Origin of the sequence: Proteus sp. G3927 (assembly GCF_963894685.1) — a bacterium.
Classification (GTDB): Bacteria; Pseudomonadota; Gammaproteobacteria; order Enterobacterales; family Enterobacteriaceae; genus Proteus; species Proteus mirabilis.
Map to the genome: position 1 here is coordinate 116,325 of NZ_CAWQGX010000034.1, position 23,141 is coordinate 139,465.

General features: G+C 37.3%; 21 protein-coding genes. 9 read left to right on the top strand and 12 right to left on the bottom strand.

Annotated elements, in window-relative coordinates; translation table 11 throughout:
* Window positions 1–9 precede the first annotated feature (9 nt).
* The 9 genes from AACV00_RS16565 to AACV00_RS16605 form a co-directional block, all read right to left on the bottom strand.
* Window positions 10–1,044 (bottom strand): ATP-binding protein, encoded by a 1,035-nt coding sequence (locus AACV00_RS16565; protein WP_107337000.1) that lies wholly within the window; start codon window positions 1,042–1,044, stop codon window positions 10–12.
* The gene (locus AACV00_RS16570) at window positions 1,041–2,258 is read right to left on the bottom strand and encodes a beta-ketoacyl synthase N-terminal-like domain-containing protein (RefSeq protein ID WP_004246776.1); all 1,218 of its coding nucleotides are present in this window, start codon (window positions 2,256–2,258) and stop codon (window positions 1,041–1,043) included. The genes AACV00_RS16565 and AACV00_RS16570 overlap by 4 nt, the downstream gene beginning before the upstream one ends.
* The gene (locus AACV00_RS16575) at window positions 2,255–4,816 is read right to left on the bottom strand and encodes a beta-ketoacyl-[acyl-carrier-protein] synthase family protein (RefSeq protein WP_036895769.1); all 2,562 of its coding nucleotides are present in this window, start codon (window positions 4,814–4,816) and stop codon (window positions 2,255–2,257) included. The genes AACV00_RS16570 and AACV00_RS16575 overlap by 4 nt, the downstream gene beginning before the upstream one ends.
* Before the next feature lie 63 nt (window positions 4,817–4,879).
* Window positions 4,880–6,028: an aminomethyltransferase family protein gene (locus AACV00_RS16580; RefSeq protein WP_107337001.1), complete on the bottom strand. Its 1,149-nt coding sequence runs from the start codon at window positions 6,026–6,028 to the stop codon at window positions 4,880–4,882.
* A gap of 30 nt (window positions 6,029–6,058) precedes the next feature.
* Window positions 6,059–6,379, bottom strand: a complete 321-nt coding sequence (locus AACV00_RS16585; protein WP_004246773.1) for an acyl carrier protein — start codon at window positions 6,377–6,379, stop codon at window positions 6,059–6,061.
* A 12-nt stretch (window positions 6,380–6,391) separates the two neighbouring features.
* Entirely contained in the window at window positions 6,392–6,970 is a 579-nt protein-coding gene (locus tag AACV00_RS16590; protein WP_004246772.1) for a 3-hydroxyacyl-ACP dehydratase FabZ family protein, read from the bottom strand.
* Between the two features lie 12 nt (window positions 6,971–6,982).
* The gene (locus AACV00_RS16595) at window positions 6,983–7,738 is read right to left on the bottom strand and encodes an SDR family oxidoreductase (RefSeq protein WP_004249064.1); all 756 of its coding nucleotides are present in this window, start codon (window positions 7,736–7,738) and stop codon (window positions 6,983–6,985) included.
* Between the two features lie 21 nt (window positions 7,739–7,759).
* Window positions 7,760–8,128: a holo-ACP synthase gene (acpS, locus tag AACV00_RS16600; RefSeq protein WP_004246770.1), complete on the bottom strand. Its 369-nt coding sequence runs from the start codon at window positions 8,126–8,128 to the stop codon at window positions 7,760–7,762.
* A gap of 74 nt (window positions 8,129–8,202) precedes the next feature.
* Window positions 8,203–10,719, bottom strand: coding sequence for a two-partner secretion domain-containing protein (locus tag AACV00_RS16605; protein ID WP_161680223.1), 2,517 nt, complete (start codon window positions 10,717–10,719; stop codon window positions 8,203–8,205).
* A 450-nt stretch (window positions 10,720–11,169) separates the two neighbouring features.
* On the opposite strand from AACV00_RS16605, the gene AACV00_RS16610 reads away from it, so the two are divergent.
* Entirely contained in the window at window positions 11,170–12,528 is a 1,359-nt protein-coding gene (locus AACV00_RS16610) for an NCS2 family permease (protein ID WP_004249062.1), read from the top strand.
* Window positions 12,529–12,604: 76 nt separating this feature from the next.
* Here AACV00_RS16610 and AACV00_RS16615 read toward each other — a convergent pair whose 3' ends face one another.
* A complete protein-coding gene (locus AACV00_RS16615; RefSeq protein WP_004246767.1) occupies window positions 12,605–13,153 on the bottom strand; it encodes a GNAT family N-acetyltransferase in 549 nt (182 codons plus the stop codon).
* Window position 13,154: 1 nt separating this feature from the next.
* Entirely contained in the window at window positions 13,155–14,630 is a 1,476-nt protein-coding gene (locus AACV00_RS16620) for a glycosyltransferase family 39 protein (protein ID WP_004246766.1), read from the bottom strand.
* Window positions 14,631–14,819: 189 nt separating this feature from the next.
* Here AACV00_RS16620 and yihI point away from each other — a divergent pair, with 189 nt between their 5' ends.
* The 6 genes from yihI to AACV00_RS16650 all read left to right on the top strand — a co-directional run bounded on the left by yihI (window position 14,820) and on the right by AACV00_RS16650 (window position 20,909).
* Window positions 14,820–15,320 carry a Der GTPase-activating protein YihI gene (gene yihI / locus AACV00_RS16625; RefSeq protein WP_004246765.1) on the top strand — a complete coding sequence of 167 codons (501 nt, stop codon included), beginning with the start codon at window positions 14,820–14,822 and terminating at the stop codon, window positions 15,318–15,320.
* 213 nt (window positions 15,321–15,533) lie between these two features.
* A complete protein-coding gene (locus AACV00_RS16630) occupies window positions 15,534–16,982 on the top strand; it encodes a DUF4026 domain-containing protein (RefSeq protein WP_004249059.1) in 1,449 nt (482 codons plus the stop codon).
* Between the two features lie 392 nt (window positions 16,983–17,374).
* Window positions 17,375–17,611 (top strand): ferrous iron transporter A, encoded by a 237-nt coding sequence (gene feoA / locus AACV00_RS16635; RefSeq protein WP_004246763.1) that lies wholly within the window; start codon window positions 17,375–17,377, stop codon window positions 17,609–17,611.
* 49 nt (window positions 17,612–17,660) lie between these two features.
* On the top strand, window positions 17,661–19,991 hold the full coding sequence (feoB, locus tag AACV00_RS16640; protein WP_104459590.1) for a Fe(2+) transporter permease subunit FeoB: 2,331 nt from the start codon (window positions 17,661–17,663) through the stop codon (window positions 19,989–19,991).
* 20 nt (window positions 19,992–20,011) lie between these two features.
* Window positions 20,012–20,245 carry a FeoC-like transcriptional regulator gene (locus AACV00_RS16645; protein ID WP_004246761.1) on the top strand — a complete coding sequence of 78 codons (234 nt, stop codon included), beginning with the start codon at window positions 20,012–20,014 and terminating at the stop codon, window positions 20,243–20,245.
* A gap of 217 nt (window positions 20,246–20,462) precedes the next feature.
* On the top strand, window positions 20,463–20,909 hold the full coding sequence (locus AACV00_RS16650; RefSeq protein ID WP_004246759.1) for an OsmC family protein: 447 nt from the start codon (window positions 20,463–20,465) through the stop codon (window positions 20,907–20,909).
* Between the two features lie 25 nt (window positions 20,910–20,934).
* Here the strand turns inward: AACV00_RS16650 and bioH are convergent, their stop codons facing one another.
* Window positions 20,935–21,720, bottom strand: a complete 786-nt coding sequence (gene bioH, locus AACV00_RS16655; RefSeq protein WP_004246758.1) for a pimeloyl-ACP methyl ester esterase BioH — start codon at window positions 21,718–21,720, stop codon at window positions 20,935–20,937.
* A gap of 39 nt (window positions 21,721–21,759) precedes the next feature.
* Between bioH and AACV00_RS16660 the strand changes: the two genes are divergently transcribed.
* Together AACV00_RS16660 and nfuA are read left to right on the top strand one after the other, a co-directional pair.
* Window positions 21,760–22,452, top strand: a complete 693-nt coding sequence (locus tag AACV00_RS16660; RefSeq protein ID WP_017827133.1) for a DNA utilization protein GntX — start codon at window positions 21,760–21,762, stop codon at window positions 22,450–22,452.
* A 60-nt stretch (window positions 22,453–22,512) separates the two neighbouring features.
* Window positions 22,513–23,091: a Fe-S biogenesis protein NfuA gene (gene nfuA / locus AACV00_RS16665; protein ID WP_004246756.1), complete on the top strand. Its 579-nt coding sequence runs from the start codon at window positions 22,513–22,515 to the stop codon at window positions 23,089–23,091.
* Window positions 23,092–23,141: the final 50 nt, after the last annotated feature.

Here is a 23,141-nt window from a genome sequence, read left to right on the forward strand (position 1 = left end):
AATACCTTATTATTGTTTCCAACAATCAACCAGCCAAACACCATTTTCTCCATCAAACGCACTCAAAAGGTAATGAGAGGCACTATCTGCTGCTTTTTGTAAATGATCGAACATAAGAGCCGGTGTGATAAACCCACTATCACCATAAAGACGATTTAAAAAATAGCAATTAAGATTAACAGGTAATGCTGTGAATGCGGTTTCAAGTATAGAAATATATTTATAAGTCAGTAACGCAGTTATATAAATTGAACCCGTCTGTTTATTAATACAACGGTGCCAATTTTTAACTAATTGCTTTATTGCTTTTTTTCTATTTTTACTCATAGAAAAATAATGATTGATAGAAATCGAAATATCTGAACACTGTTTTTTATTGATAATAATGCAGGCGACTCTTTCAATACTATTTATATTTTCCAACGTATTAGGCTTGAAAAAAAAGGTTATAGGTTGTCTTTCTATTTCACTAAAAGATAAAATTGGTACAGCCCGAAAACCACCACAAATAAATATATTATCAAGTAAATCACTATTAATGAGCTTTTGTGCTAATAATAGTGCCGACATCATACCATTACGTTCGCCTCTTATTTTGCAAGAGAAATTTTTTATACTGTATTTTTTTACGATATTTCTAGGAATAATATTAAGAGTGAACACATCCCTTAAACTATCTATCTGTTCGAAAGCAGTTAGCTCTCCCCATGCATCAATATAAATCAGTCCATTTCGCTCCTTTTTTAAGAGGAATTGTGATTTTGTATCTAATTGACCAACAGCATGATCGACCACATGCTCTATTGCAGATAGGTAAGGACGACAATTTGTTTTTCTTATTCCTTCACGTAGATACATATCATGATTGACCCCATAGCGTTGAAAACTCCAACTTTTTCCTGCGCTTTTTTTACCCGCTAAACGTAACATATGAGATTCCCATACGTTATACCATGAAGGAATAAAAGGGATCAGTGGCTCTTGTGGCTCAAAAAAAGCATAAGCGGCTAAATTAATAGCACCAGTGGGTAATAATCGCCTCATCCTTGCTCTCCATTTGCGATTAATAACATGGCAATAATAGAGCCATCCATACCTAAGCCGATTTTTAAAATAGGTTTAGCGCTATAGTTCACACACTCTTGATTAGTGAGGAAATTAACCTCCATTCCATCATCTATTGGGTAATGTGTAGTCGAGGGGATCAATCGATTATTTTTTAATGAATCAGCTATAATCATTAAATCAATAATACCAGAGCAATTAGAAATATAACCTATCTGCCCTTTATAGCTAATAATAGGGATGGGTTGTTTAAAGATGTTAGTAATAGCTACCGTCTCAGCTTTATCACTAATAATCGAACCATTACCATGAATAAAAATAGCACCAATATCACTTGGTAAATAATGACTAAGATCGAGAAGCTGAGAAATCACTTTTGATATCGTATAAAAGTTAAATAATGTGCCTCCCATTGTCCGTTCAGCATTACTTTGCATAAAAACGGAATGATAGATATAAGCAGGTGCAAGATATTGTCTCGAGTTTATCTGTTGTTGGCTTTCTAAAATCATCACGGCATAACCGTCTGATAAGGTGACCCCATCGCTGTATTTACTCAAAGGTTGAGCGTGCGCTTCAACTAACATGCCTTGGCTATCCATAAAGGCTATATCTTGTAAAAGTAAGCTATTCCACGACAATACTATTACAATATCCGCCATATCTTGGCTTATTTCATTATGTCCTATATGCACAGCCATTAACGCAGAATTACTGGCACAATAGATAGGAATAGGTGGGAAATCTAACTGATATTCAGCCCACAATTTATTCGCTAATTCATCCTGTGCAAAAGAGGCTGCATGGAGTGATTTTATCTGCGGAGAATATTGAACATCTTCGGCATCGTTTTTATCATAAAACCCTTGGTAATCCATAAAATCAGCTCTAGGCCCGTGACCTGCAAGATACATTATGGTACGTGAAGCGCGAAGCTTTTCTAGGGTGATATTAGCCCGTTTTAAACTGTTATGAATTAATCGCGTTAATATTTCAAAATGATCATTGGGAATATTTTGATAGGGGATCACTGCCGGATTATGATTAAATTTAAAATATTCTACAAAATAATCATCAGAGAAGTATTTCTCTGTTTTAATTGTTCTTTTTAATAAGAGTTGTTCAGAAAGTTGTTCAAAATTTACTATTGAAGGTAAATTAAGTTCCCATCCACTTATCGCAACATTTTTCATAACGGTTTCCTGATGATAATTGCATAGTGGTTACATCCTTCTGATGAACCAAGAACTAAAGCAGTTTCTATCTGCTTATTAATCGGTTGGGTAACAAAATGAATATCATCAGCTATAAAACTTTTTGTATAAGGAATAGGTATTATCGTGTTGCTTTGCATCATATGAATCACTAAAGAGATCGCCAATATCCCAGCGCATGATTCAACTAAACCAAAAAAGGCATTGTAATTAACTACTGGTACATGATTTGCCGCTTGATAAAATAGTTGCCGAATCGCACGGATTTCAACTTCATCATTCTCTTTATTACCATCACTGGTACCACAGATAATATCAATATCTTGGCAACTGAGTTGCGCCTCAGATAATGCTTGTTGGATAGCCTTACATAAGGCGGCCACTCTATCAGTAATATTTTCGTCTACTAAAAAAGTATTATCATTCGCTTTACCGTAGCCAATAATTTCAGCATAAATTTTAGCGCCTCGTTGCTTGGCATACTCTTTATCTTCAAGAAATAACATCCCTGCCCCTTCTCCGGGGATATAGCCGGCACTTGCATTAGAATAAACCTGATAATCTGTCGCATTCTTGGTCAGATTAACTTTCTTACTCATCGCTTGAAAATAGAGTGAAATAGAACTGAAGTGCTCATCTGCCCCTCCGACAATTACCTGAGGTTGTAGATCTTGCCTGATAATTTCATAACCATAAGTTAACGCTCCTAATGCAGCATTAACCCCTGTTGCCAATGTCGTGGTATAACCTTTTATTCCCTCTGTGATGGCACAAAATGTCGGTACTGCATTCATTAAAGTACCAGGAAATTCTGATGTTCTTACTTTTTGCGGATCAGGAATTAAACTTTGTAAATAACGATTAACGGTACTTTGTGGCCCTTTTGACATTCCAACAATAAAACCTAAGTTATCACCATCACGTTTAATTTTGCGTCCAGCATTAGCAAGTGCTTCATTTAAAGCGAATAAGGCATAAGTCCCGCTAGGAATAGCTTTTCTTGGATCATAATAACGTAATGTTTTTTTCGGATTAACGTCAGTGATAGCATGATAACAGGCGTTATTTTTTAAGCGATGATCAATGTCGAGATCAAAATAAGGATGTCCTAACGATTGCTCAAAATCATTATCTTTTATGACAACAGACATCAAGTTGTCGATATCTTTCTGCACATCACTCGCAAATACGATAGGTTTTAATGTACCTGTTTTATCTCCTGCCGAAATCGCTGTTATTATCTCCATTACATTATTGCCAATAGATGTAATCGCCCCCACTCCGGTAATAACCACTTTTTTAGCTTTATATTCCGTCGGTGTTTTATCTGTAATATAAGGGCTTGCGATAATAGAGCAGTTATTTCCTCCAAAAGCATAATTATTCTTCATAAAAAATTTTACTTTTTTATCTTGAAAGAAATTCGGTACATAATTTAAATCACAGCTATGCCTTGGCTGAGTGAAATTTAATGTAGGGGGAAGTTTGTCTTCTGCTAAACAAATAAAACACGCGATGATTTCAACAATACCCGCAGCACCAATATTATGACCAACATAAGATTTTGTTGAACTTAATGGGATATGATAAATATTAGGAAACACTTTTTTCATCGACATAGTTTCAATGCGATCATTTGCTTCAGTACCTGTACCATGCACATTTATATAATCAATATCATTAGGAGTAATACCCGCATTATCCAGTGCTTTATACATAACTTGCACTGCACCATTTCCTCGAGGATCAGGGCTAGTTTCATGGTAAGCATCACAAGATGTCGCGTAAGAGACAATTTCACCATATATTGTCGCACCACGTTCAACCGCATGTTGATAATCTTCTAATACTAACGCTCCTGCACCTTCACCAATAGACATACCAGGAGTACCTGAAAATGGGGAAGTTGGTGTTGTTTTCATCACATTAAGGGCATAAAAACCCGCAAAGGTAGGAAGATAAATGGGTTCTGTTCCGACCGCTAGCACAACAGGATTTTTGCCATTTTGGATATAATCATACCCCATACCTATCGCGTTAGGGCTTGCGGTACAGGCCGTCGCCACTAATTCAAGACCACCACGTAAGCCAAGTAGACTTGATACACTCGAACAGCATGATGAAAATCCACCGGATAAAATGGCTTTTTTTATCGAAAAATCATCAATATGTTGTTCAAATAATGGCAGAAAGGCTTCCGTTCCTGCTGAAGAGACGCCCACGATCATCGCGGTATTATCTAAAATAGACTGATTATCTATTAAGTTTGCTTGTTGTAATGCCTCATTGCAGACTCGATATGCCCATAATGCCGCATTGTCTAGTGATCGAGCGATATGCTGCGGTATATCTGAATAATCTAATGCCATCTCAATCTCAGATGCATTGGCATTTTTAAACCATTTTAAATAACGTTGGCTGGGCTTAATATTACATTGTCTATTAAAAAGAACCTGTTTAAATTGAGGCACATCTTTAGCTAAAGATGATAAAATCCCCATTCCGGTTATTACAACCCGACGGCGTCTACTATTCATGTTAATTCCTATATAATATTTATTATGTTTAATAAATATCTTTGCTATAAATTTAATCTTTCATTATTGATGTCTTTCAAGATAACTATCTTCGGTTGGATTAATTATTAAACTTAAATTATTAACAAAGGGAATACTCGTTGTGATAAAATCAATATCACCATAAGCCGTTTTTATTTTATAGTCATCAATATCAACATAAGCAAATTCTCGTTTTAATAATATTCTAGCAATATGTTCTTTTAATATAAAAGAGTATCCCACTTGAATAACTACGCCTATTTGTTCATTTTGGTAATAGATTGTATCGCCTTGTAAAATTGCAGCATTCTGAGGCATATTAATTATTCTTGCGCCCACTATTTTCTGATCTACCCCATTATCAGCACGTTGTTTTATTGCATCTTGACCAATAAATACATCTTTATCGTAACTAATCGCCCATTGCATTTGTAACTCAATAGGACAGCGACTAAAAGGATTAATCACTTGAGGCTCCCAACAAGGGTTTTCTAGTCGTATATTTTTTAAATCATCAACCCCGCCAATCTTTAAATCAAATTTCTCAGATAAAGTGCATAAATGTCGCCAAATAGACATTAACTTCTCTTCATCTCCCATAATGTGATAACAATATTCACCGTGTTTACCAACACGCATAGTAATGACATCTTCATCAACATACATAAACTCATGAAAAGGTAATCCAATAATATCCATACCGACGATTTCAGATAAAATTTCCCAAGCATAGGGGCCTTCTAGACAGATCATACGCCAATCTGGAGTAAGAGAAGCGATAGCATCAATTTGGTAGCATTCACCCCGTTCATCTTGCTTATCTAATACTTTTTTTATCTGCTGGCATATGGCATCACTATTCATCCACTCTGAAATTAAAAAATAGTGTTCATTATCACATAGTACATAGGCATCACTTATTATTTTCCCTTCTTTATCTAGCAACAATGTATAAAGTAGTTGTTCATCACGAATAGATGAAATGTCTGCAGAAATAAGATAATTGAGTAACCGCCAAGCATCTTCACCAGAAATTTTCACCATGCCATAATGAGAAAAGTCTGTCATTAATATGCTATTTCTTACCGAGAAATAAGCCTCATGTTCATTAGTATAACGTTTGGGAAGTGTCACTCCATTATATTCACCGAATAATACATTCGCTTTATTTTCCATTTCAAAGTATTTCATAACATCTCCAATAAATAAAAATGATATAACTTAATTATTATTACTCTCATTTTTTTCTTGTTTTTCTCGCTGTTTATTTAAAATAAAGGTTGTTAGGCTATTTATTGTTCTCATATAAGAAGGATCATCACCTTCTGTTACTTGAATATTAAATTCATCATTAAGAAAGACAATTATCTCTGTGGCATCAACAGAATCTAATTTTAAACCACTACCAAATAACGGAGTATCATCATCAATTTGATTAATACTCTTATTTAAATTGAGTCGTTCAATAAGCCCTTCTTTGACTCGCTTTAACATTTTTTTTCTTTGTTCAATTTTTTCATTTAACTTATCGTCATTTTCCATACTATTAATATCCTAATTTTTATTTTGTTCAGAGTGATTATATTCTCTGAAATTAACTATGGTGCCATTAGCAATGATTTTCTTTCCCACTCTTGCCTCAACAGAATAGTGTTTAAAATTGCTTTTATCAGAAAATAATAGAATGCTTGTTATCTCTATGGTATCTCCTGGGTAAGCAGCATTTTTATACCTTAAATTTTGTGAGGCCAATACACCGGAAACCTTTCTTCGATGCTGAATTAAAATTCGTTCTGATCTCGGCTCATTAAGGGCTTTGGCTATTTCTTTAAATGTATTTAATTCAATATTATGTTCTATTTTATAAATTGAACAAAAGTCATCAATAAAAGATAAATACTCACTCGTTTGACCAAAGATTTCTGCCACCATAACCCCTGGCATAACAGGATCGGTTGGAAAATGTCCTAATAAATAGGGATCATTAAAGGTGACATGTTTAATCGTTTTGATAATAGGTTTTTCACTAGGGACAAAATCGACAATCCTATCAACCATAATGGTCGGTTGTCGCCATGCGCCTAATTTTAAAAATAGTGTAGGAGGCAATAACGATTGATTATAGAGACTCATAAGGGTTACCTCTCATCGCATCACCATCCCACCATCAACGATTAATGTTTGCCCAACAATATAGCTGGATGCCTCGGAGCTTAAAAATACAATGGTATTGGCAACTTCAGCACTTGCTCCCAATCGTTGTAATGGAATAACCGATTTAATATGACGGACGACTTGGCGTGACACTTTTTTGACCATGTCAGACTCAATCATACCCGGTGCCACCGCATTGACTCGAATTCCTTTACCTGCCAACTCTGCAGCCAACGTATGAGTAAAACCTATAATTCCAGCCTTAGCGGCGCTATAGTTACTTTGCCCAATACTTGGAACAATCCCTGCAATAGAAGCAACATTAATAATGGTCGCTTTTTCTGCCGATCTTAATAAAAGCAATAACTGTTTAGTAAATTGACAAGTTCCTAATAAATTGGTTTTAATAACATATTCAAATTCACTTATATTTATAGCAGAAAATAATTCATCTTTAATCACACCTGCATTGTTGATTAATATATGAATAGCATTAGCATATGCCTTTAGTTTATCTAAAAAATCATGAATTGATTTATCATTATTGATATCACATTGTAATATATGTAAGCAGTGACAATATTCACTCTCTTTTTTTAGCTTATCTAAGTTATTTCTATTTTGGTGATATAATGCATAAACATGACACTGCTGTTCAAGGTATTTCTGGCAAATTGCAATACCTATATCACCATTAGCTCCTGTAACAATCACATTCTTATTCTTTAGATCAGAATATATAAACATAATAAAACACCTATAAAAGCATCAATTAAAAATTGCAACAGCGACAGCATAATGATCACAATGAGAAATACTTAATAATGATTGGGTTATTTTTTTCTGCTTTAATAAATTAGAAAAATGGCCTGTAAAAAAATAACAAGGTGCGCCATATTCATCATGCCTTATTTCAATATCATGAAATAAAATCCCCAAACGAAATCCTGTACCTATTGCTTTTACAGCGGCTTCTTTAGCAGCCCAAAACCCTGCAACACGATGATAATTTTCATGAATTCTACCGATACTGTTTCTTTCATATTCAGTTAATAATCGCTGAGTTAACGGTTCACCACTTCTACATATTGCAATAGCCACCTTTTTTATTTCTATAATATCAGTTCCTATTCCCATATTATTTCATACTCAAGATGGTGTATCCTTTGATCTATGAGCGACAAAATATCGCTCATAGATAGGCTAAAATGTTATTTATTTAACGGCCCGACAACTTTACCTTTATTAGTAAAAGTTCCTTTATTATCGATAGTAATACTTTCTCTACCAACAATAATACCTGATTTTTCATTAGTAATATTCTCACCAGAAATAGTCGTGTCTTTTATTGAATTAAGAATACCGCGATTAATAATATTTCCTGTCACACCTAATTCGAAACTATTTTTACCTGACATAATACTATTGCTGGCATTGGTATATTTACCATTTATATTTACACGTAAATGTTCTACACCAGAAATGACGCCATTGTTTTCAAAATCACGATTAACCGTCACTTCAGTATCACCACTCGACGCAATAACACCTTTTAAGGTATTACTTTCAACCGAACCTGTACTGTTATTTTTCAGTGTATCGGTTTGTAGTGTTAATTTATCCTGGCCAAACAATGTGCCTTGTGAATTGGTAAAGGTGCTTGTCACTACAGAGGCATTTTTATGTGATGCAATAGTACCACTGGTATTATCAACAGAGGTGAATTTAAGCTCCATATCCCCATTTTCTGTTACAATACGTCCTTTATTACTCACTAATTTATTACCGCTTAATTTCATTTCGCCTTTACTAATTAATCCCCCTTTCTGATCAGGTTGCCCCAGATAAAAGCCCATTTCTGTTTTGAAATCTAAACTGCTGTTATTCGTCAGTTCTGGTGTATCAATCTCTAATTTCTGTTCAGTGATCACAAATCCTGATGTGTTATTAAATTTATCTGTTTTAAAATAAATAGCGTCTCCTTTAATAACACCTTTATTATTATTTATATAAGGCGCACTGATGGTGACGCTATCGCCTTCTAAGTAAAAAACACCAAAGTTATTATCTAATGTCTGGGAGAAAGTCACATTAGCACCGGTTTTAGATGCTAAGCCACCATAGAGGTTTTTGATCTTATCACTACTAAATGTCAAGTACCCCCCTGATTTTATATGTCCCCATTTATTGGTAATGTCGCCTTTGTTAGTGAAGTTCATATCGCCATCGGTGGCAATAATCCCTTGGTCATTATTCAATCCAGCAATATTAACTGTCATACCATCCAGACCACTAAGAATACCTAATGAATCATCGCTAGCAGTATCTGCCGTCATGCCGGTATTTTTCAGTGCCTTACCATTAGTATCAATTTCAACACGAGTAACTGAGCGTAGGCGACTATGGGTATTATTCATTGCGCCACTATTAATACTAATATCCCCTGACGCATCAATATAAGCATCAATATTATTGAAATCTTTTAGGTTAGTATTAATATCAATGACACTTTTAGAATTAATTTGACCCTCTTTATTATTAAATAAGCCACTATTAATTTTAATACCATTAGTAGTAGAAATACCGACGCCTTCACCGACCGTTGCAGTATTCGTTATTGGTTTACCGTTTGTCTGAATATCTAATTTATCTTTACTTGCAATATAGGAGGCATTGTTTTTAAATTCACCACTATTGATGATTACATTTCCATCAGCAGAAATATTACCACCAGAGATATTATCAACTTTCGCTTCTTTGGTTTCTATTGAGATAGTTTTAGTACTTTGTATTTCACCAGTACTATTTGTAACACCTTTATCGAAAGCAAAATAGATATCCCCCTCAGATAAGAAGTTACCTTTATTATTATCAAGTGCACCGCTATGAATAAGCTCGATCCCTCCCCCAGCAGTTTCAACATTACCATTATTTTTCAGTGGTGAGTTAGCTTCAGTACCTATAAATTTTAGCGATGAGCTTCTCACTCCTGCATTCTTGACTATCTGCAAACTATATTTACTAGCAACGCCTGTTGGCTTTTGTGCAACCACCGTATTATCTTGTGCTTTAACTTCATTAGCGCCAGTTATCACATTCACATTAATACCAGATGCATCAAGAGGCGATTCAATAGAAACATTGCGGGCAATTAAATCAATCTGTTGCGCACTTTTATCAAAAGTGGCATTACCTTTAACAGTAATATTCCCTTTTTCCACTTTATAACTATCAACGGTATCATTTTGTGTATTCACTTTCCCAGTAGTCAACACAACACGGTCAGCACTAAGAAAGTTACAGCTACTACAAATAATTCCAGCAGGATTAGATAAAATCACCCGTGCTTTTGTTCCGGCCACCTCAACAGGACCATTTAACGTAATGGCTTTTTTAGCGTTAACCTCAAGAGTAATCTCTTTTGCCGCACCGCTAGATAAATTACTATTACCGTCAATATGCCCCGATAATTGAGTATCAGCACCATCAGGACTATTATTTAATATTAATCCTGCTTCAGAAACATCAAAACTGGTTAATGAATTACTGGAATAGCCATTAATCGCTGCGGCAATATTAAGAATATCAACACTACTATTTTTTTGCTGTTGTTGCACAACAATATGAGCAGACGGATCCGCCTGTACTACAGTCGCCATATTTAACGTTGATAATACAGAGAAAACTAATAAATTAATTTTAAAAGAAACAATTTTTTTCCTATTCATTATAATTACCTTATATTAAGCACAAAAGTTAATTAAATAATAAGATCTCTCTTTATTTAAAAGATCTATTAAGCACTAACAGGTGACAAATAAAATATAAAACAAAAAATCGATTGAAATTTACTGGTGAGTTAACTTTAGAGAAATATATTTATTTGGCAATAGGAAAGCATATTCATAATTAATTAGATCCCGAACTAAATAAAATGAAAACAATATAAATAATTACTCTGATAAAAATAATACCAATAGAGATATCATTTTATTTCTAATAACAAGACTTATTACTATAGGTATTAATGCTTAATTAAAACCTATACCTCCTTTATCTCTACAACACTTTTTCGTGATATGTTCGTCTTAAAACGCAATCGATTACTTTTTAGGTGCAGTTTCTAATTTATTTGTGTAGGATAAAGCGAAAAACATTTTTTTTGGGATCTTTTGTCTATGAGCATGTCATCACCAAATTCTGCTCCGCAGAGTTTGCTCCAACGCCTGTTTAAACTTCAGGAACACGGCACCACGGTTCGCACAGAACTGATCGCCGGTGTCACCACTTTTTTAACTATGGTTTACATTATCTTTGTTAACCCACAAATTCTTGCTGCAGCCCATATGGATATTAAAGCAGTGTTTGTTACTACCTGCTTAATTGCCGCGTTCGGTAGTATTTTAATGGGACTGGTGGCTAATCTACCTATCGCCGTCGCACCCGCGATGGGTCTAAATGCCTTTTTTGCCTTTGTCGTAGTAGGAGCGATGGGGTATTCATGGCAAGTGGCCATGGGCGCTATTTTTTGGGGCGCAGTAGGTCTCTTTTTGCTTACTCTCTTTCGTATACGCTATTGGATAATAGCGCATATTCCGCTTAGTTTACGTGTTGGGATCACCAGCGGTATCGGTCTGTTTATTGCCATGATGGGCCTAAAAAACTCTGGGATCATTATTCCTAACAACGACACCATTGTGACTATCGGTAATTTTGCCTCCCACAATGTGTTATTAGGTGCTCTAGGCTTTTTTATTATCGCCATCCTTGCAGCTCGTAATATTCATGCGGCAATCTTAATATCGATTATTATCACTACGGTGATTGGCCTGTTATTAGGGGATGTTCAATATCAAGGTATCTTTGATATCCCCCCTTCTATTGCTCCCGTTGTAGGGCAGGTTGATATTGTTGGCGCATTAGATATTGGCTTGTCTGGGGTTATCTTTGCTTTTATGTTGGTTAACTTATTTGACTCATCCGGTACATTAATTGGTGTCACCGATAAGGCAGGTTTAACAGACGATAAAGGTAAATTCCCACGAATGAAACAAGCGCTCTATGTAGATAGTTTAAGCTCTGTCGCAGGCTCCGCCATGGGGACATCATCTGTTACCGCATTTATTGAAAGTACCTCTGGTGTTTCTGTTGGTGGTCGTACCGGATTAACTGCAGTTGTGGTCGGTATTCTTTTCTTACTCGCCATTTTCTTATCACCACTGGCTGGCATGGTGCCAAGCTACGCTACCGCAGGGGCATTAATTTACGTCGGGGTGCTGATGACCTCCAGCTTAACGCGCGTAAAATGGGATGATTTAACTGAATCCGTACCAGCGTTTATTACCGCCGTGATGATGCCATTTAGCTTTTCTATCACCGAAGGTATCGCCCTTGGCTTTATCGCCTATTGTGTGATGAAAGTGGGTACTCTACGCTGGAAAGAAATTAATCTCTGTGTGGTGATCGTTTCACTGTTATTTATTCTAAAAATATTATTAATTGATACTCACGTCATTGATTTAAATAATTTATTTTAATATTTAATAAATTAATTTATTGATAATAAAAAAAGCACCAATAATATTCATTACTGGTGCTTTTTATTATCTTAAATTACTTAATATAAGTTGGTAGCAACAAACCAAAAATAGCGGAATCAGACACTTCATCACCGACAATCCAGCGTTGCTTTAAATAGCCTTCTTGCTCAAAACCAAGCTTGGTTAATAATGCCCTAGAGGCTTGGTTATCGGGATGTATATCCGCTTCTAAACGGCGTATTGATAGATGTGTTCTTAAATAATCAATAAAAGCAATCATTGCCTCATACATCAACCCTTTTCCTTGAAAGGCGTTATCAAGACAATAACCAATTTCACCACGGCAAGAATGGAGATGATGATTGAAGAATACACACATGCCAATAAGTTTATCTGTTGCTTTATCAATAATGGCTAAACGCAGATATTCCTTACGCTCCATATGCGTAATATCCTGAATAATATCTTCCTTCGCTTGTTGTATATTTTGCCAAGGAAGATGGCTCCAATAACGAGTAACCTCAGGAGAGCTCATAATCTGGAACCACTCTTGAGCATCCTTCATGGCAAAAGAGCGTAATAATAATCGCTCTGTTTCAATACGAATATCAGCATAACGCATTTTACAACTTCTCTGATTGCTGTTTAGGCGAGACAAAAGCGATACATACCGGCTCTGCCAGTGCATCGGGCTCAGAGCGAAACATGACTTCTTGAGTATCTGCTATTTTTAAACTCGGCCAATATTGTAATCCCGCATCGAAATGGGCTTTATCACAGTAATACCCCACAGGGCCAATCAATAAGACACCTTTGTCCTCTAATTGCGCCAACGTAATATGACGGTTATAAATATTAGGGGGCTGAACATCTTTCTCGACAATCCAGGGTTGGGCTGATAGCGGTCTATCTTTGCCATAAAAAGTGACCCACTCATGCATATACTCACCCCCTACATAAGATAAAGGCTGATGATAATGCTGATGCCAAGCATTCTCGACATCTTGTACAAAGGTTTTAACACCAATAAACTTTTGACCCGCATTACGCACATTAGCAGCTTGTACTACCGTATAACCAGATACCACTAACATACCAAAAACCGCTAAACCATATAACACACCACGTAATGAACGCTTAGGTATGACACTAATTGAGCCGACAAAAAGAGCGGTAGCCACTGACATAAAAGGTTGTAACCACTCAGTGATGCGTCCCCCTTCATGGAAACTAAACCAAATAAAAATAATCGCTAATGGGAATAGCAAAATAAAATTCAATAATTGACTATCTTGAGAAGTACGCCAACTAACTCGCCCACCATAAAGACGTACAATTCCCCACATTAGTAGCACTGGATAGAAAACCGTTAAAGCGGCACGTAACGTACGTAAATTAAAACGTGCTTCTATTTGTGAGTCGACCCATTTAAAGGCGGCAAAGTCGTTTTGCCACAACCAAATAAAATTAGGTATGACAAACGCCAACCAGATAGCTATCGCAAAGTAAAAATAAGGGGAGCGATAGCTTTGACGAACTTTAGGTACTAATACGCTTAATAAGAATACCGCACCAATCAGGGCTAATGAGGAGTATTTCCCCATAGTAGCCACTCCCATCACTACAGCGAATCCACACCAATATTTGGGGTTGTCATTGATAGCGCATAAAAAGAAATAGAGCGCCCAAGGCCAGCAACCCACTAAAATATAATTATCGTTATAAGGAATGATATCGAAATTAATAATTCCTGATAAATTTAAACCTAACATGGCAAACCAAGCTAGGTGATAATTTTTGGTTAACTTATAGGCTAAATTCCAAACACCTAATAAGCCGATGGCTATCATCACAAAGTGGATAAAATACCAATAAAAGCTAAAATCAATACCACCATAAATGGCTGGCCACATAATAAAACCAACAAACCAAGGGTTTTTAGGTGAGCCCCAACCGCCATTAGTACCCCAGTTAACCGCTTCTACGGCATCATAAGGTACGGTGGGATCAAATAAATAGCTGACGATAATCCATAAAACCGCATAACCAATTATCCACCAATAAACTGGTTTGCGTAATCGAGCAAATGATAATGTCATAATAAACAGAATGTTAAGTTAATTAGTTTAAATTTATAGTTAATTGCTATCACAATACAGTAAAGTATAGTAAACCGAGCGCTACATTGTACGTGAGTAAATATTAAATTGTCTTAAATTCGTGCTTTTATCGCAAAATAGTTTCTGATAGATTGCGCAACCAATAAGATCACAAATCGAGTTACCATTATGAATATGATTAAAAGAAAACCCGCAGCTAAAACGCGTAAAAAAACACGTGAAGAGCTAAATGCAGAAGGACGTGAACGTAAGCGCCAGAAAAAGCATCGTGGCAATCCTGCTGGTAACCGTCAGCAGGAAGCGATGAAAAAAGAGCAAGCGCAAACCAATGAACAGAAAGATCCACGTATTGGTAGTAAAAAACCCATCCCTCTCATCGTGGATAATCAGGCGCCTAAAGTAGATAAGAAAAAATCCGCGCCAGCAAAAATGGAGCCTATGCGCTTATCGTTAGAAGAAGAGTTAGCACTCTTAGAGAATGATACTCGTTTAGATGAATTACTCTCTCGTCTGGAAGAAGGGGGTAAACTCAATCCTGAAGAGCAAGCTTATACTGAAAAAACCCTTGATCGCATCGATGCGTTAATGGCGGAATTAGGCATTGAGTTTGAAGAAGATGACGATGAAGAAAAAACAGAAGATATTATGCAGTTATTAAAAGGTAAGTAATTTATCGTTACCCTATCTTAATCTGACAGATACCAAATATATATTGGTATCTGTTCATTTCCTTTCTCTCTATTTTAAATAGTCATAATTAGAAATTATGATTTTTTATTTAAATTTATTTTTTAAATAAAAGCTCAGACAACTCTATCTATTTCTTATTAAATAACCCTGATATTCTATTTTTCTTCTTTTAATATACGAGTAATAATAAGTATGGATAATAAACAACACTATTTAGATATCGCCGCAGGGCAAGGAAAAAAAGAGCCCTCTCGTATAGTGGCATTCCCTGCACAGCCACTAAACTATGCATTGATAGAACAACGCCTAGAGGAACAGACCGAATACACAGATGGTGAGATAAGCTATCTTAGTGATGATCTTGATGAAGGTTTTTTCTATCATTGCCAACATGGCGATGATGAGCTCCATTTTTTTATCTGTCTGCTACCACGATCAGAAGATTATCAAATACGTCCTATGTATGCGACAGATGAGATGACTCCTGAGCTATTAGCCCATGCCAATGCCACCACTCAAGACATCTTATTAGAAACGATGTTCTCTGACACCCTACATCCTTTAGCGAGTTATCGCCATCAGCTCAATCTACTGAACATAATTGCGCCAGAAATGATCCTCGCACTGGATGAATCTGCCGCAGGTAAAGGATTAACTCCCGAATGGATACGCTTTCAATTGGAGACACCCGATCTCTATCCTGAAGTAGAAAGTTTGTATGTTATTCATGCAGTTTACGATACAGAAAATGATCCACCAACCATGTTCTGGTTTCATACCCATGGCTTGCAACGTTGTGGCTTAACTGAAGTTGATTTAGTGATCCCAAGCATGTTGGAATCTTACTACGGTATTCCTGATCTTTTCCGTTGTTTTGTCAATAACAGTATTAACAACCGCCAAATTGAATTTGGCGAGCCGATGCTTTGTGGACAAACTTCGTCAGGATTAGAATATTTAGTCGCGCTGCCCTTTGAAGAAGGTATACGTCACGTTAATCAGTCCACACCTTTAGATAGTCTTAGACCATTAGAAGAGATGCGTTATAACACTCAAGGGGCACCACATGGCGTATTTCTGGGCGATATGGCTGATAGAGACGAATATCATCAGCACCCATCATCGATGTTATTTAGAACTAATGAAGAAAACCCTATTTTAGAAACTTTCTTTAAAGGTTATGAAGAACAACAAGCCATGATGCTACTACGCAGTAACGAAGAAACCTACGAAATGGCAGAAAAGGCCAAAAGGCGTTGGCAATATTTTCTCTCCATGTTTGATAACTACCATCAGCCCCCCGTAGAGAAAAAAACCGGTTTCTTGGCAAAATTATTAGGTAGTAAAGAGAGCAATGAAGAAACTGAGAGCCCATGGCAATTTATGATTAAGTTTGGTATTCCTTATGGTGATAAGGAAGAAAAAGAGCTTGAGCACATGTGGTTTATCCCTCAGTCTCGAGAAGGTGACCGAATTTATGCTAAGTTACTTAACGTACCATTCTATGTACAAGAAATGGAAGAAGGTGGCATTTATCCCATTGATATTGCGTTCATCACTGATTGGGTTATCTCTTATGAAGGTTATAGTTATACCCCTAATACGATTTATCAACTTTTTAGCCACCAGCAGACTCACTAATCCCACTAATTAACTAGCACTATTCTCTGCAACGGGATCTGTCAGTATGACCTTGATGATAGATCCCGTTAATAGCATTCACTGATTGTTACACTAATGATGCGCAATTATCTCTAACTGTTACAGTTTGTTTTTTGATGAATAACAGTACAGCCTTCACGGCATTTATCTGATAGCTTTTCGACCATTATTATAAATTAAATTGATGTACATCAAGAGAACACATAGCCATTGTGGGCTAAATTATACTCAATAAAGATGGTTATAATTCTCATTTGCATTAAATATTTACCTAATCACCCTATTTTTCTTGTGCGTTTTCTTTTTAAATGCGTTAATAATTATCAGTATCATTATTTTTTGTATCAATATAATTAGTGGAAGGACGTTTTATGTCTCTCATTCCAAATCATAGCTACAAGATCCTCAGCTATTCCCCGCAAATTAGCCCTGCCTATCGGCAGAAGCTATTATCATTAGGGATGCTGCCAGGCGCTATTTTCAATGTGATCCGTATCGCACCTTTAGGTGATCCTATCCAAATTGAAACTCATCGGGTCTCTTTAATTTTGCGTAAAAAAGATCTCGCTTTGATAAATCTTAGCGAAATCGCTCATAACGAAAAATAACAGCTTATTTATCAACTACTCAGGCAATACAACTACTGGCATCACTATTATGACTCCTCTTACTATTGGTCTTATCGGTAATCCTAATGCGGGTAAAACAACGCTTTTTAATCAGTTAACAGGCTCTCGTCAACGTGTCGGTAACTGGGCGGGTGTTACTGTTGAACGTAAGGTAGGTCGCTTTACAACCAAAAATCATAAAATTGAATTAGTTGACTTACCGGGCACTTATTCTTTAACAACAATTTCAGAACAGACCTCTCTTGATGAGCAAATTGCTTGTCACTTCATCTTAAGTAATGAAGCAGATATGTTGATTAACGTTGTAGATGCTTCCAATCTTGAACGTAATCTTTATCTCACATTACAACTGCTTGAACTCGGTATTCCCTGTATCGTGGCACTAAATATGCTTGATATTGCTGAACACCAAAATATGCAAATTGATATTCAAGCGCTTTCTGAACAACTCGGTTGTCCAGTGATCCCTATGGTATCAACCAAGGCATCAGGGATTGATAAACTGAAAGACACTATTGATAGCTTTCCAGCCACCAAAAGAAAACCCGAAGAGTTACTAACTTCTTATCCAACATGGTTATTAAACGAAGTTGAATCTTTAGCTGAAAAAATTAATCACGATGAATTCAATTTACAGCAACGCCGTTGGATGGCATTACAATGTTTAGAAGGGGATATCTATACTCATCAACGTGCTGAAATTACCTCACAAGAGATAAAAGCCATTCGTCAGCGCATTCAAACTGAGCATAGTAATGAGCCAGAATTAGTGATTGCCGATGCACGTTATCAAAACATTGAGCGTATTTGCCATGCAGTCATTAATATGGAGTCCATCAAGCCCAATCAGCTCACACAAAATATCGATAAAGTGATATTAAATCGCTGGTTAGGTGTTCCTATCTTCTTGTTTGTCATGTATTTAATGTTTGTGCTTGCCATCAATATTGGTGGAGCATTGCAGCCTGCTTTTGAAGGTGGCTCTGAAGCTATCTTTATACATGGGATCCAATGGCTAGGTGCAACATTCAATTTCCCTGAATGGTTAACTATTTTCCTTGCTCAAGGTGTTGGTGGTGGTATTAATACTGTACTCCCTCTGGTACCACAAATCGGCATGATGTATCTCTTTTTATCTATCCTTGAAGACTCTGGCTATATGGCACGTGCTGCTTTCGTGATGGATAGATTAATGCAAGCGCTAGGATTGCCCGGTAAATCCTTTGTACCGCTGATTGTTGGATTTGGTTGTAACGTCCCATCCATTATGGGGGCACGTACTCTAGACGCCCCAAGAGAGCGATTAATTACTATCTTAATGGCTCCCTTTATGTCTTGTGGCGCACGTTTAGCCATATTTGCTGTTTTTGCTGCCGCATTCTTTGGTAAAAATGGCGCCAGCGTGGTTTTTTCACTTTATTTATTAGGGATCCTTGTTGCTATTTTGACGGGTTTACTACTCAAACATACCATTATGCGAGGTGAAGCTTCTCCTTTTGTCATGGAGTTGCCGGTTTATCACGTTCCCCATATCAAAACCTTATTAATACAAACTTGGCAACGTTTAAAAGGCTTTGTTATCCGCGCGGGTAAAGTGATTATCATCGCCAGTATGTTTATTGGTGCATTAAATAGCTTCACTTTTTCCGGTAAAGCGGCTGATAGTATTAATGATTCTGCCCTCGCTTCCGTCAGTAAAGTGATCACTCCGTTATTGCAACCTATTGGTGTGCATAACGATAACTGGCAAGCTACCGTTGGTTTAGTCACTGGGGCAATGGCAAAAGAAGTGGTTGTGGGAACATTAAATACACTGTACACCGCAGAAAGTATTGTTAATGAACCTTTCGTTCCTGAAGAGTTTGATCTATGGGGCGAAATTGGTGACGCCTTTGCTGAAACTTGGGATAGCTTAAAAGAAACCTTTACATTCGCCGCGCTTTCCAACCCTATTGAGGCAAGTAAAGGTGATGGTGAAATGGATACGGGGACTATGGGTACCATGGGCAGCAAATTTGGTAGTGCAATAGCGGCCTATAGCTACTTAATTTTCGTTCTACTATATGTGCCTTGTGTCTCCGTAATGGGGGCTATTGCTCGTGAAACCAGTCGTGGTTGGATGACATTCTCTATTCTTTGGGGATTAAATATTGCTTACTCACTTGCCGCGTTATTCTACCAAACAGCGACATTTAGCGAACATCCACAAAGTAGTACCATCACCATTGCTGCTGTATTGATATTTAACTTAATTGTCTTTGTACTATTACGTAAATCTCGTCATCGTCTCAGTTTTAATTTAAGTAACAAACGCTCATTAGCGAAACAGTGCTGTAGTAAACAAGGTAGCTGTCACTAAGTCACAAAAGGAAAAATAAGATGGCAAGTTTGATGCAAGTTCGTGATTGTGTCGCGCTTAACGGTCGGGCTGATGCTCGTCTTGTCAGCCATCAGCTTAATATGCCTGAACCTATGGTAAAAGCGATGTTAGAGCGGCTTACGTTAATGGGTAAATTACAAGAGGTCGATGTAGAAGAGTGCTTGGTGGGTAGCTGTAAAAGCTGCCCTGAAGCCACCGCATGTCAGACTAAAGTTTATCAATTACGCTCCTAACTCACTGTCTCTTTTAAACACATACCTTCCATATCCCCCTGCTATCTCACAGGGGGTTTTTCTGATAATCAAAATGAATTTTTTTCAACTTTTACTGGTTATTCTTCATTTTACTTTTCCCACCACCTGCGCATAATCCAATCCTTAAATAGCCATAAAGACATCTAAATGTCCAAAATGAAATTATATACATTTACCTTAATTAGGATAATAAATTATGCCGATTACTGAATTCTCATCCATTATCTCTACGGGTACACAAGGTGGGTTGCAGATGCAATGTGCTTCTCGCCAATTTCAATTATTACTTGATGAGCCTATTTCATTGGGTGGAAACGATACCGCGATGACCCCCGTTGAAGCGCTACTTGGCACACTCGGTGCTTGTAAATGCATTGTTGCTAAGAGCTTCGCCCGCCTACACCATATTAATCTCCATAATATTCGTATTGAGGTAAAAGGCGAGCTAGATATCGATGGCTTTATGGGAAAGAATAAACAGGCTAAAATCGGCTTTAGTAAGATAACGACGCATTTCTATATCCAAGCAGATAATAGTAAAACAGAAATAGAAGCTTTTATCGCCTTTATTGAACGAACCTGCCCTATATTAGATACCATAACCAACCCACCAGAATGCGAAACGCTATATCATCTTGAATAGTCTATTAGCGTTATAACCTCTTCATTCATGCCAGAATTGATAAGGCCTCACACTGCTTTAACAAGGTTTCACTAAATTCATCCGGATGAGAAATAAAGGGAGCATGTGCGGCATGGCGAAAAATAACCGAAGGAGAGTCAGGATAATGAGCATCTAATAAAGCTGCGACTTTTCTTGGCACTAAACCATCTAAATAACCATAAAGCCGAATAAAAGGACAACATAAGGTAGTAAGCTGTTCTCGCAAATCTTCTGTACGTAAAATTTCCAGCCCGCCGTTTAATGTTTCAACGGAAGGCAAAGGTTGTGCCAACACGACCGCTTTCAAGGCCTTAGTATCTTCACGAGCACTTTGAGTACCGAGTGTTTGCAAGGCTAAAAAGCGCTCAACCGTTCGATGAAAGTTATCACTCAATTGTTGCTCGAAACCTTTTAACACGTCTGGCTTAATTCCTGGCCATGTTTCATGAGCAGCAAAACAGGGGGAAGAGGCAACGGTAATTAACGCCCGTACATTATTAGGATTATCAAGTGCAATACGGCTTGCCACTAATCCCCCTAATGACCATCCTAGCCAAATGGCTTTTTTTTCAGGCGCCTGTGAAAAAACAATATCAGCCATCTCTTTAAGCGTTAGCACAGGAAAACCTTGGCTTCTGCCGTATCCCGGTAAATCAACCAGATGCAGGGTAAAATGCGAGCTTAATCGCGTGATGATTGATTGCCAAACCTGAGCATTCAAGCCCCATCCGTGCAACAGCACAAGATGCGTTTTTCCTTCACCTAAAGTCTGCCAATACAATTTATTCATTGTTATGCTCTCTTCTCTTATTTTACAGGGATGTTCACTATGCTGATAACAATAGCAGGATATTGCTGGTTATGTCGTCAACCATTGCGGTATGGTAACCACAGCATTTGTTCAAGTTGTATTCGTCATCTGCCACAACAAAATAATCGTTGTCCGGGATGTTTGTATCCCTCTACCCACTCAATGATATTGTGTGGACGGTGTTTGCGATCACCACCTCGCTGGAAACAGATGTTGACAGTCACTGACTATCGCCCACCGCTTAATAAATTATTACACCTTTATAAATATCATCCTCGCCCTCAGATAGCATTATGTCTTGCGAAACTTTTTTTATTACGGTGGCTTGCTCATCGTCGCGAGAATTTAGTTCGCAAGCCAGAGCAAATTATTAGCGTACCGCTACATCGACATCGTCGTTGGCGTAGAGGCTTCGACCAAGTTGAGGCTATCGCTAAACCTTTGGCAAGATGGTTAAATTGTCCTTATCACCCTAATACCTTGATAAGAACTCGTGCTACACTGGCACAAACACATCTTAATGCCAAACAAAGGCAACAAAATTTAGATAATGCCTTTATCGTAAATCGCACAGTGTCAGTGGCAGGCAAGGATCTGGCACTGATTGATGATGTTATCACCACAAGCGCGACGCTCAATGCTATTGTACCTTTGCTATTTCGTGCTGGAGCACGCTCTGTTGAGGTATGGGCTATTTGCCGAACCTTGTAGTTAACCGTCAATTGGGCGTATGATAACCAACCAGAACAGTCAACTATTGAGCAAGACGATATGATTACTATTACTGATGCCGCACAGGCACACTTCGCCAAACTATTGGCTAATCAAGAACCCAATACTCAAATCCGTGTTTTTGTCATTAACCCAGGAACACCTAACGCTGAGTGTGGCGTTTCTTACTGTCCACCCGATGCAGTAGAGCCGAACGACACAGAAATTAAATTTGAAAAACTTTCTGCTTATGTTGATGACATCAGTGCACCTTTCTTAGAAGATGCAGAAATTGACTTTGTCACAGACCAATTAGGCTCACAATTAACATTAAAAGCACCTAATGCAAAAATGCGTAAAGTGGCTGACGATGCGCCTTTAATTGAACGTGTTGAATATGTACTGCAATCACAAATCAATCCACAGTTAGCGAGTCACGGTGGCCGCGTAAGCTTGATGGAAATCACTGAAGATGGCTATGCTATCTTACAATTCGGTGGTGGTTGTAATGGCTGCTCCATGATTGATGTCACTTTAAAAGATGGTATCGAAAAAGAGCTACTTAACCTGTTCCCAGAAGAGTTAAAAGGCGTGAAAGATTTAACCGAACACCAACGTGGTGATCACTCCTACTACTGATCCTCTATTACAAATCCCCTTTGATATTCACCTGCACAGATATCCTAGGG

Excerpts from the sequence above, each read along its gene's own strand:
- AACV00_RS16565 (WP_107337000.1), bottom strand. The coding sequence starts at position 1,044 with ATGAGGCGATTATTACCCACTGGTGCTATTAATTTAGCCGCTTATGCT.
- AACV00_RS16570 (WP_004246776.1), bottom strand. The coding sequence starts at position 2,258 with ATGAAAAATGTTGCGATAAGTGGATGGGAACTTAATTTACCTTCAATA.
- AACV00_RS16575 (WP_036895769.1), bottom strand. The coding sequence starts at position 4,816 with ATGAATAGTAGACGCCGTCGGGTTGTAATAACCGGAATGGGGATTTTA.
- AACV00_RS16580 (WP_107337001.1), bottom strand. The coding sequence starts at position 6,028 with ATGAAATACTTTGAAATGGAAAATAAAGCGAATGTATTATTCGGTGAA.
- AACV00_RS16585 (WP_004246773.1), bottom strand. The coding sequence starts at position 6,379 with ATGGAAAATGACGATAAGTTAAATGAAAAAATTGAACAAAGAAAAAAA.
- AACV00_RS16590 (WP_004246772.1), bottom strand. The coding sequence starts at position 6,970 with ATGAGTCTCTATAATCAATCGTTATTGCCTCCTACACTATTTTTAAAA.
- AACV00_RS16595 (WP_004249064.1), bottom strand. The coding sequence starts at position 7,738 with ATGTTTATATATTCTGATCTAAAGAATAAGAATGTGATTGTTACAGGA.
- acpS (WP_004246770.1), bottom strand. The coding sequence starts at position 8,128 with ATGGGAATAGGAACTGATATTATAGAAATAAAAAAGGTGGCTATTGCA.
- AACV00_RS16605 (WP_161680223.1), bottom strand. The coding sequence starts at position 10,719 with ATGAATAGGAAAAAAATTGTTTCTTTTAAAATTAATTTATTAGTTTTC.
- AACV00_RS16610 (WP_004249062.1), top strand. The coding sequence starts at position 11,170 with ATGAGCATGTCATCACCAAATTCTGCTCCGCAGAGTTTGCTCCAACGC.
- AACV00_RS16615 (WP_004246767.1), bottom strand. The coding sequence starts at position 13,153 with ATGCGTTATGCTGATATTCGTATTGAAACAGAGCGATTATTATTACGC.
- AACV00_RS16620 (WP_004246766.1), bottom strand. The coding sequence starts at position 14,630 with ATGACATTATCATTTGCTCGATTACGCAAACCAGTTTATTGGTGGATA.
- yihI (WP_004246765.1), top strand. The coding sequence starts at position 14,820 with ATGAATATGATTAAAAGAAAACCCGCAGCTAAAACGCGTAAAAAAACA.
- AACV00_RS16630 (WP_004249059.1), top strand. The coding sequence starts at position 15,534 with ATGGATAATAAACAACACTATTTAGATATCGCCGCAGGGCAAGGAAAA.
- feoA (WP_004246763.1), top strand. The coding sequence starts at position 17,375 with ATGTCTCTCATTCCAAATCATAGCTACAAGATCCTCAGCTATTCCCCG.
- feoB (WP_104459590.1), top strand. The coding sequence starts at position 17,661 with ATGACTCCTCTTACTATTGGTCTTATCGGTAATCCTAATGCGGGTAAA.
- AACV00_RS16645 (WP_004246761.1), top strand. The coding sequence starts at position 20,012 with ATGGCAAGTTTGATGCAAGTTCGTGATTGTGTCGCGCTTAACGGTCGG.
- AACV00_RS16650 (WP_004246759.1), top strand. The coding sequence starts at position 20,463 with ATGCCGATTACTGAATTCTCATCCATTATCTCTACGGGTACACAAGGT.
- bioH (WP_004246758.1), bottom strand. The coding sequence starts at position 21,720 with ATGAATAAATTGTATTGGCAGACTTTAGGTGAAGGAAAAACGCATCTT.
- AACV00_RS16660 (WP_017827133.1), top strand. The coding sequence starts at position 21,760 with ATGCTGATAACAATAGCAGGATATTGCTGGTTATGTCGTCAACCATTG.
- nfuA (WP_004246756.1), top strand. The coding sequence starts at position 22,513 with ATGATTACTATTACTGATGCCGCACAGGCACACTTCGCCAAACTATTG.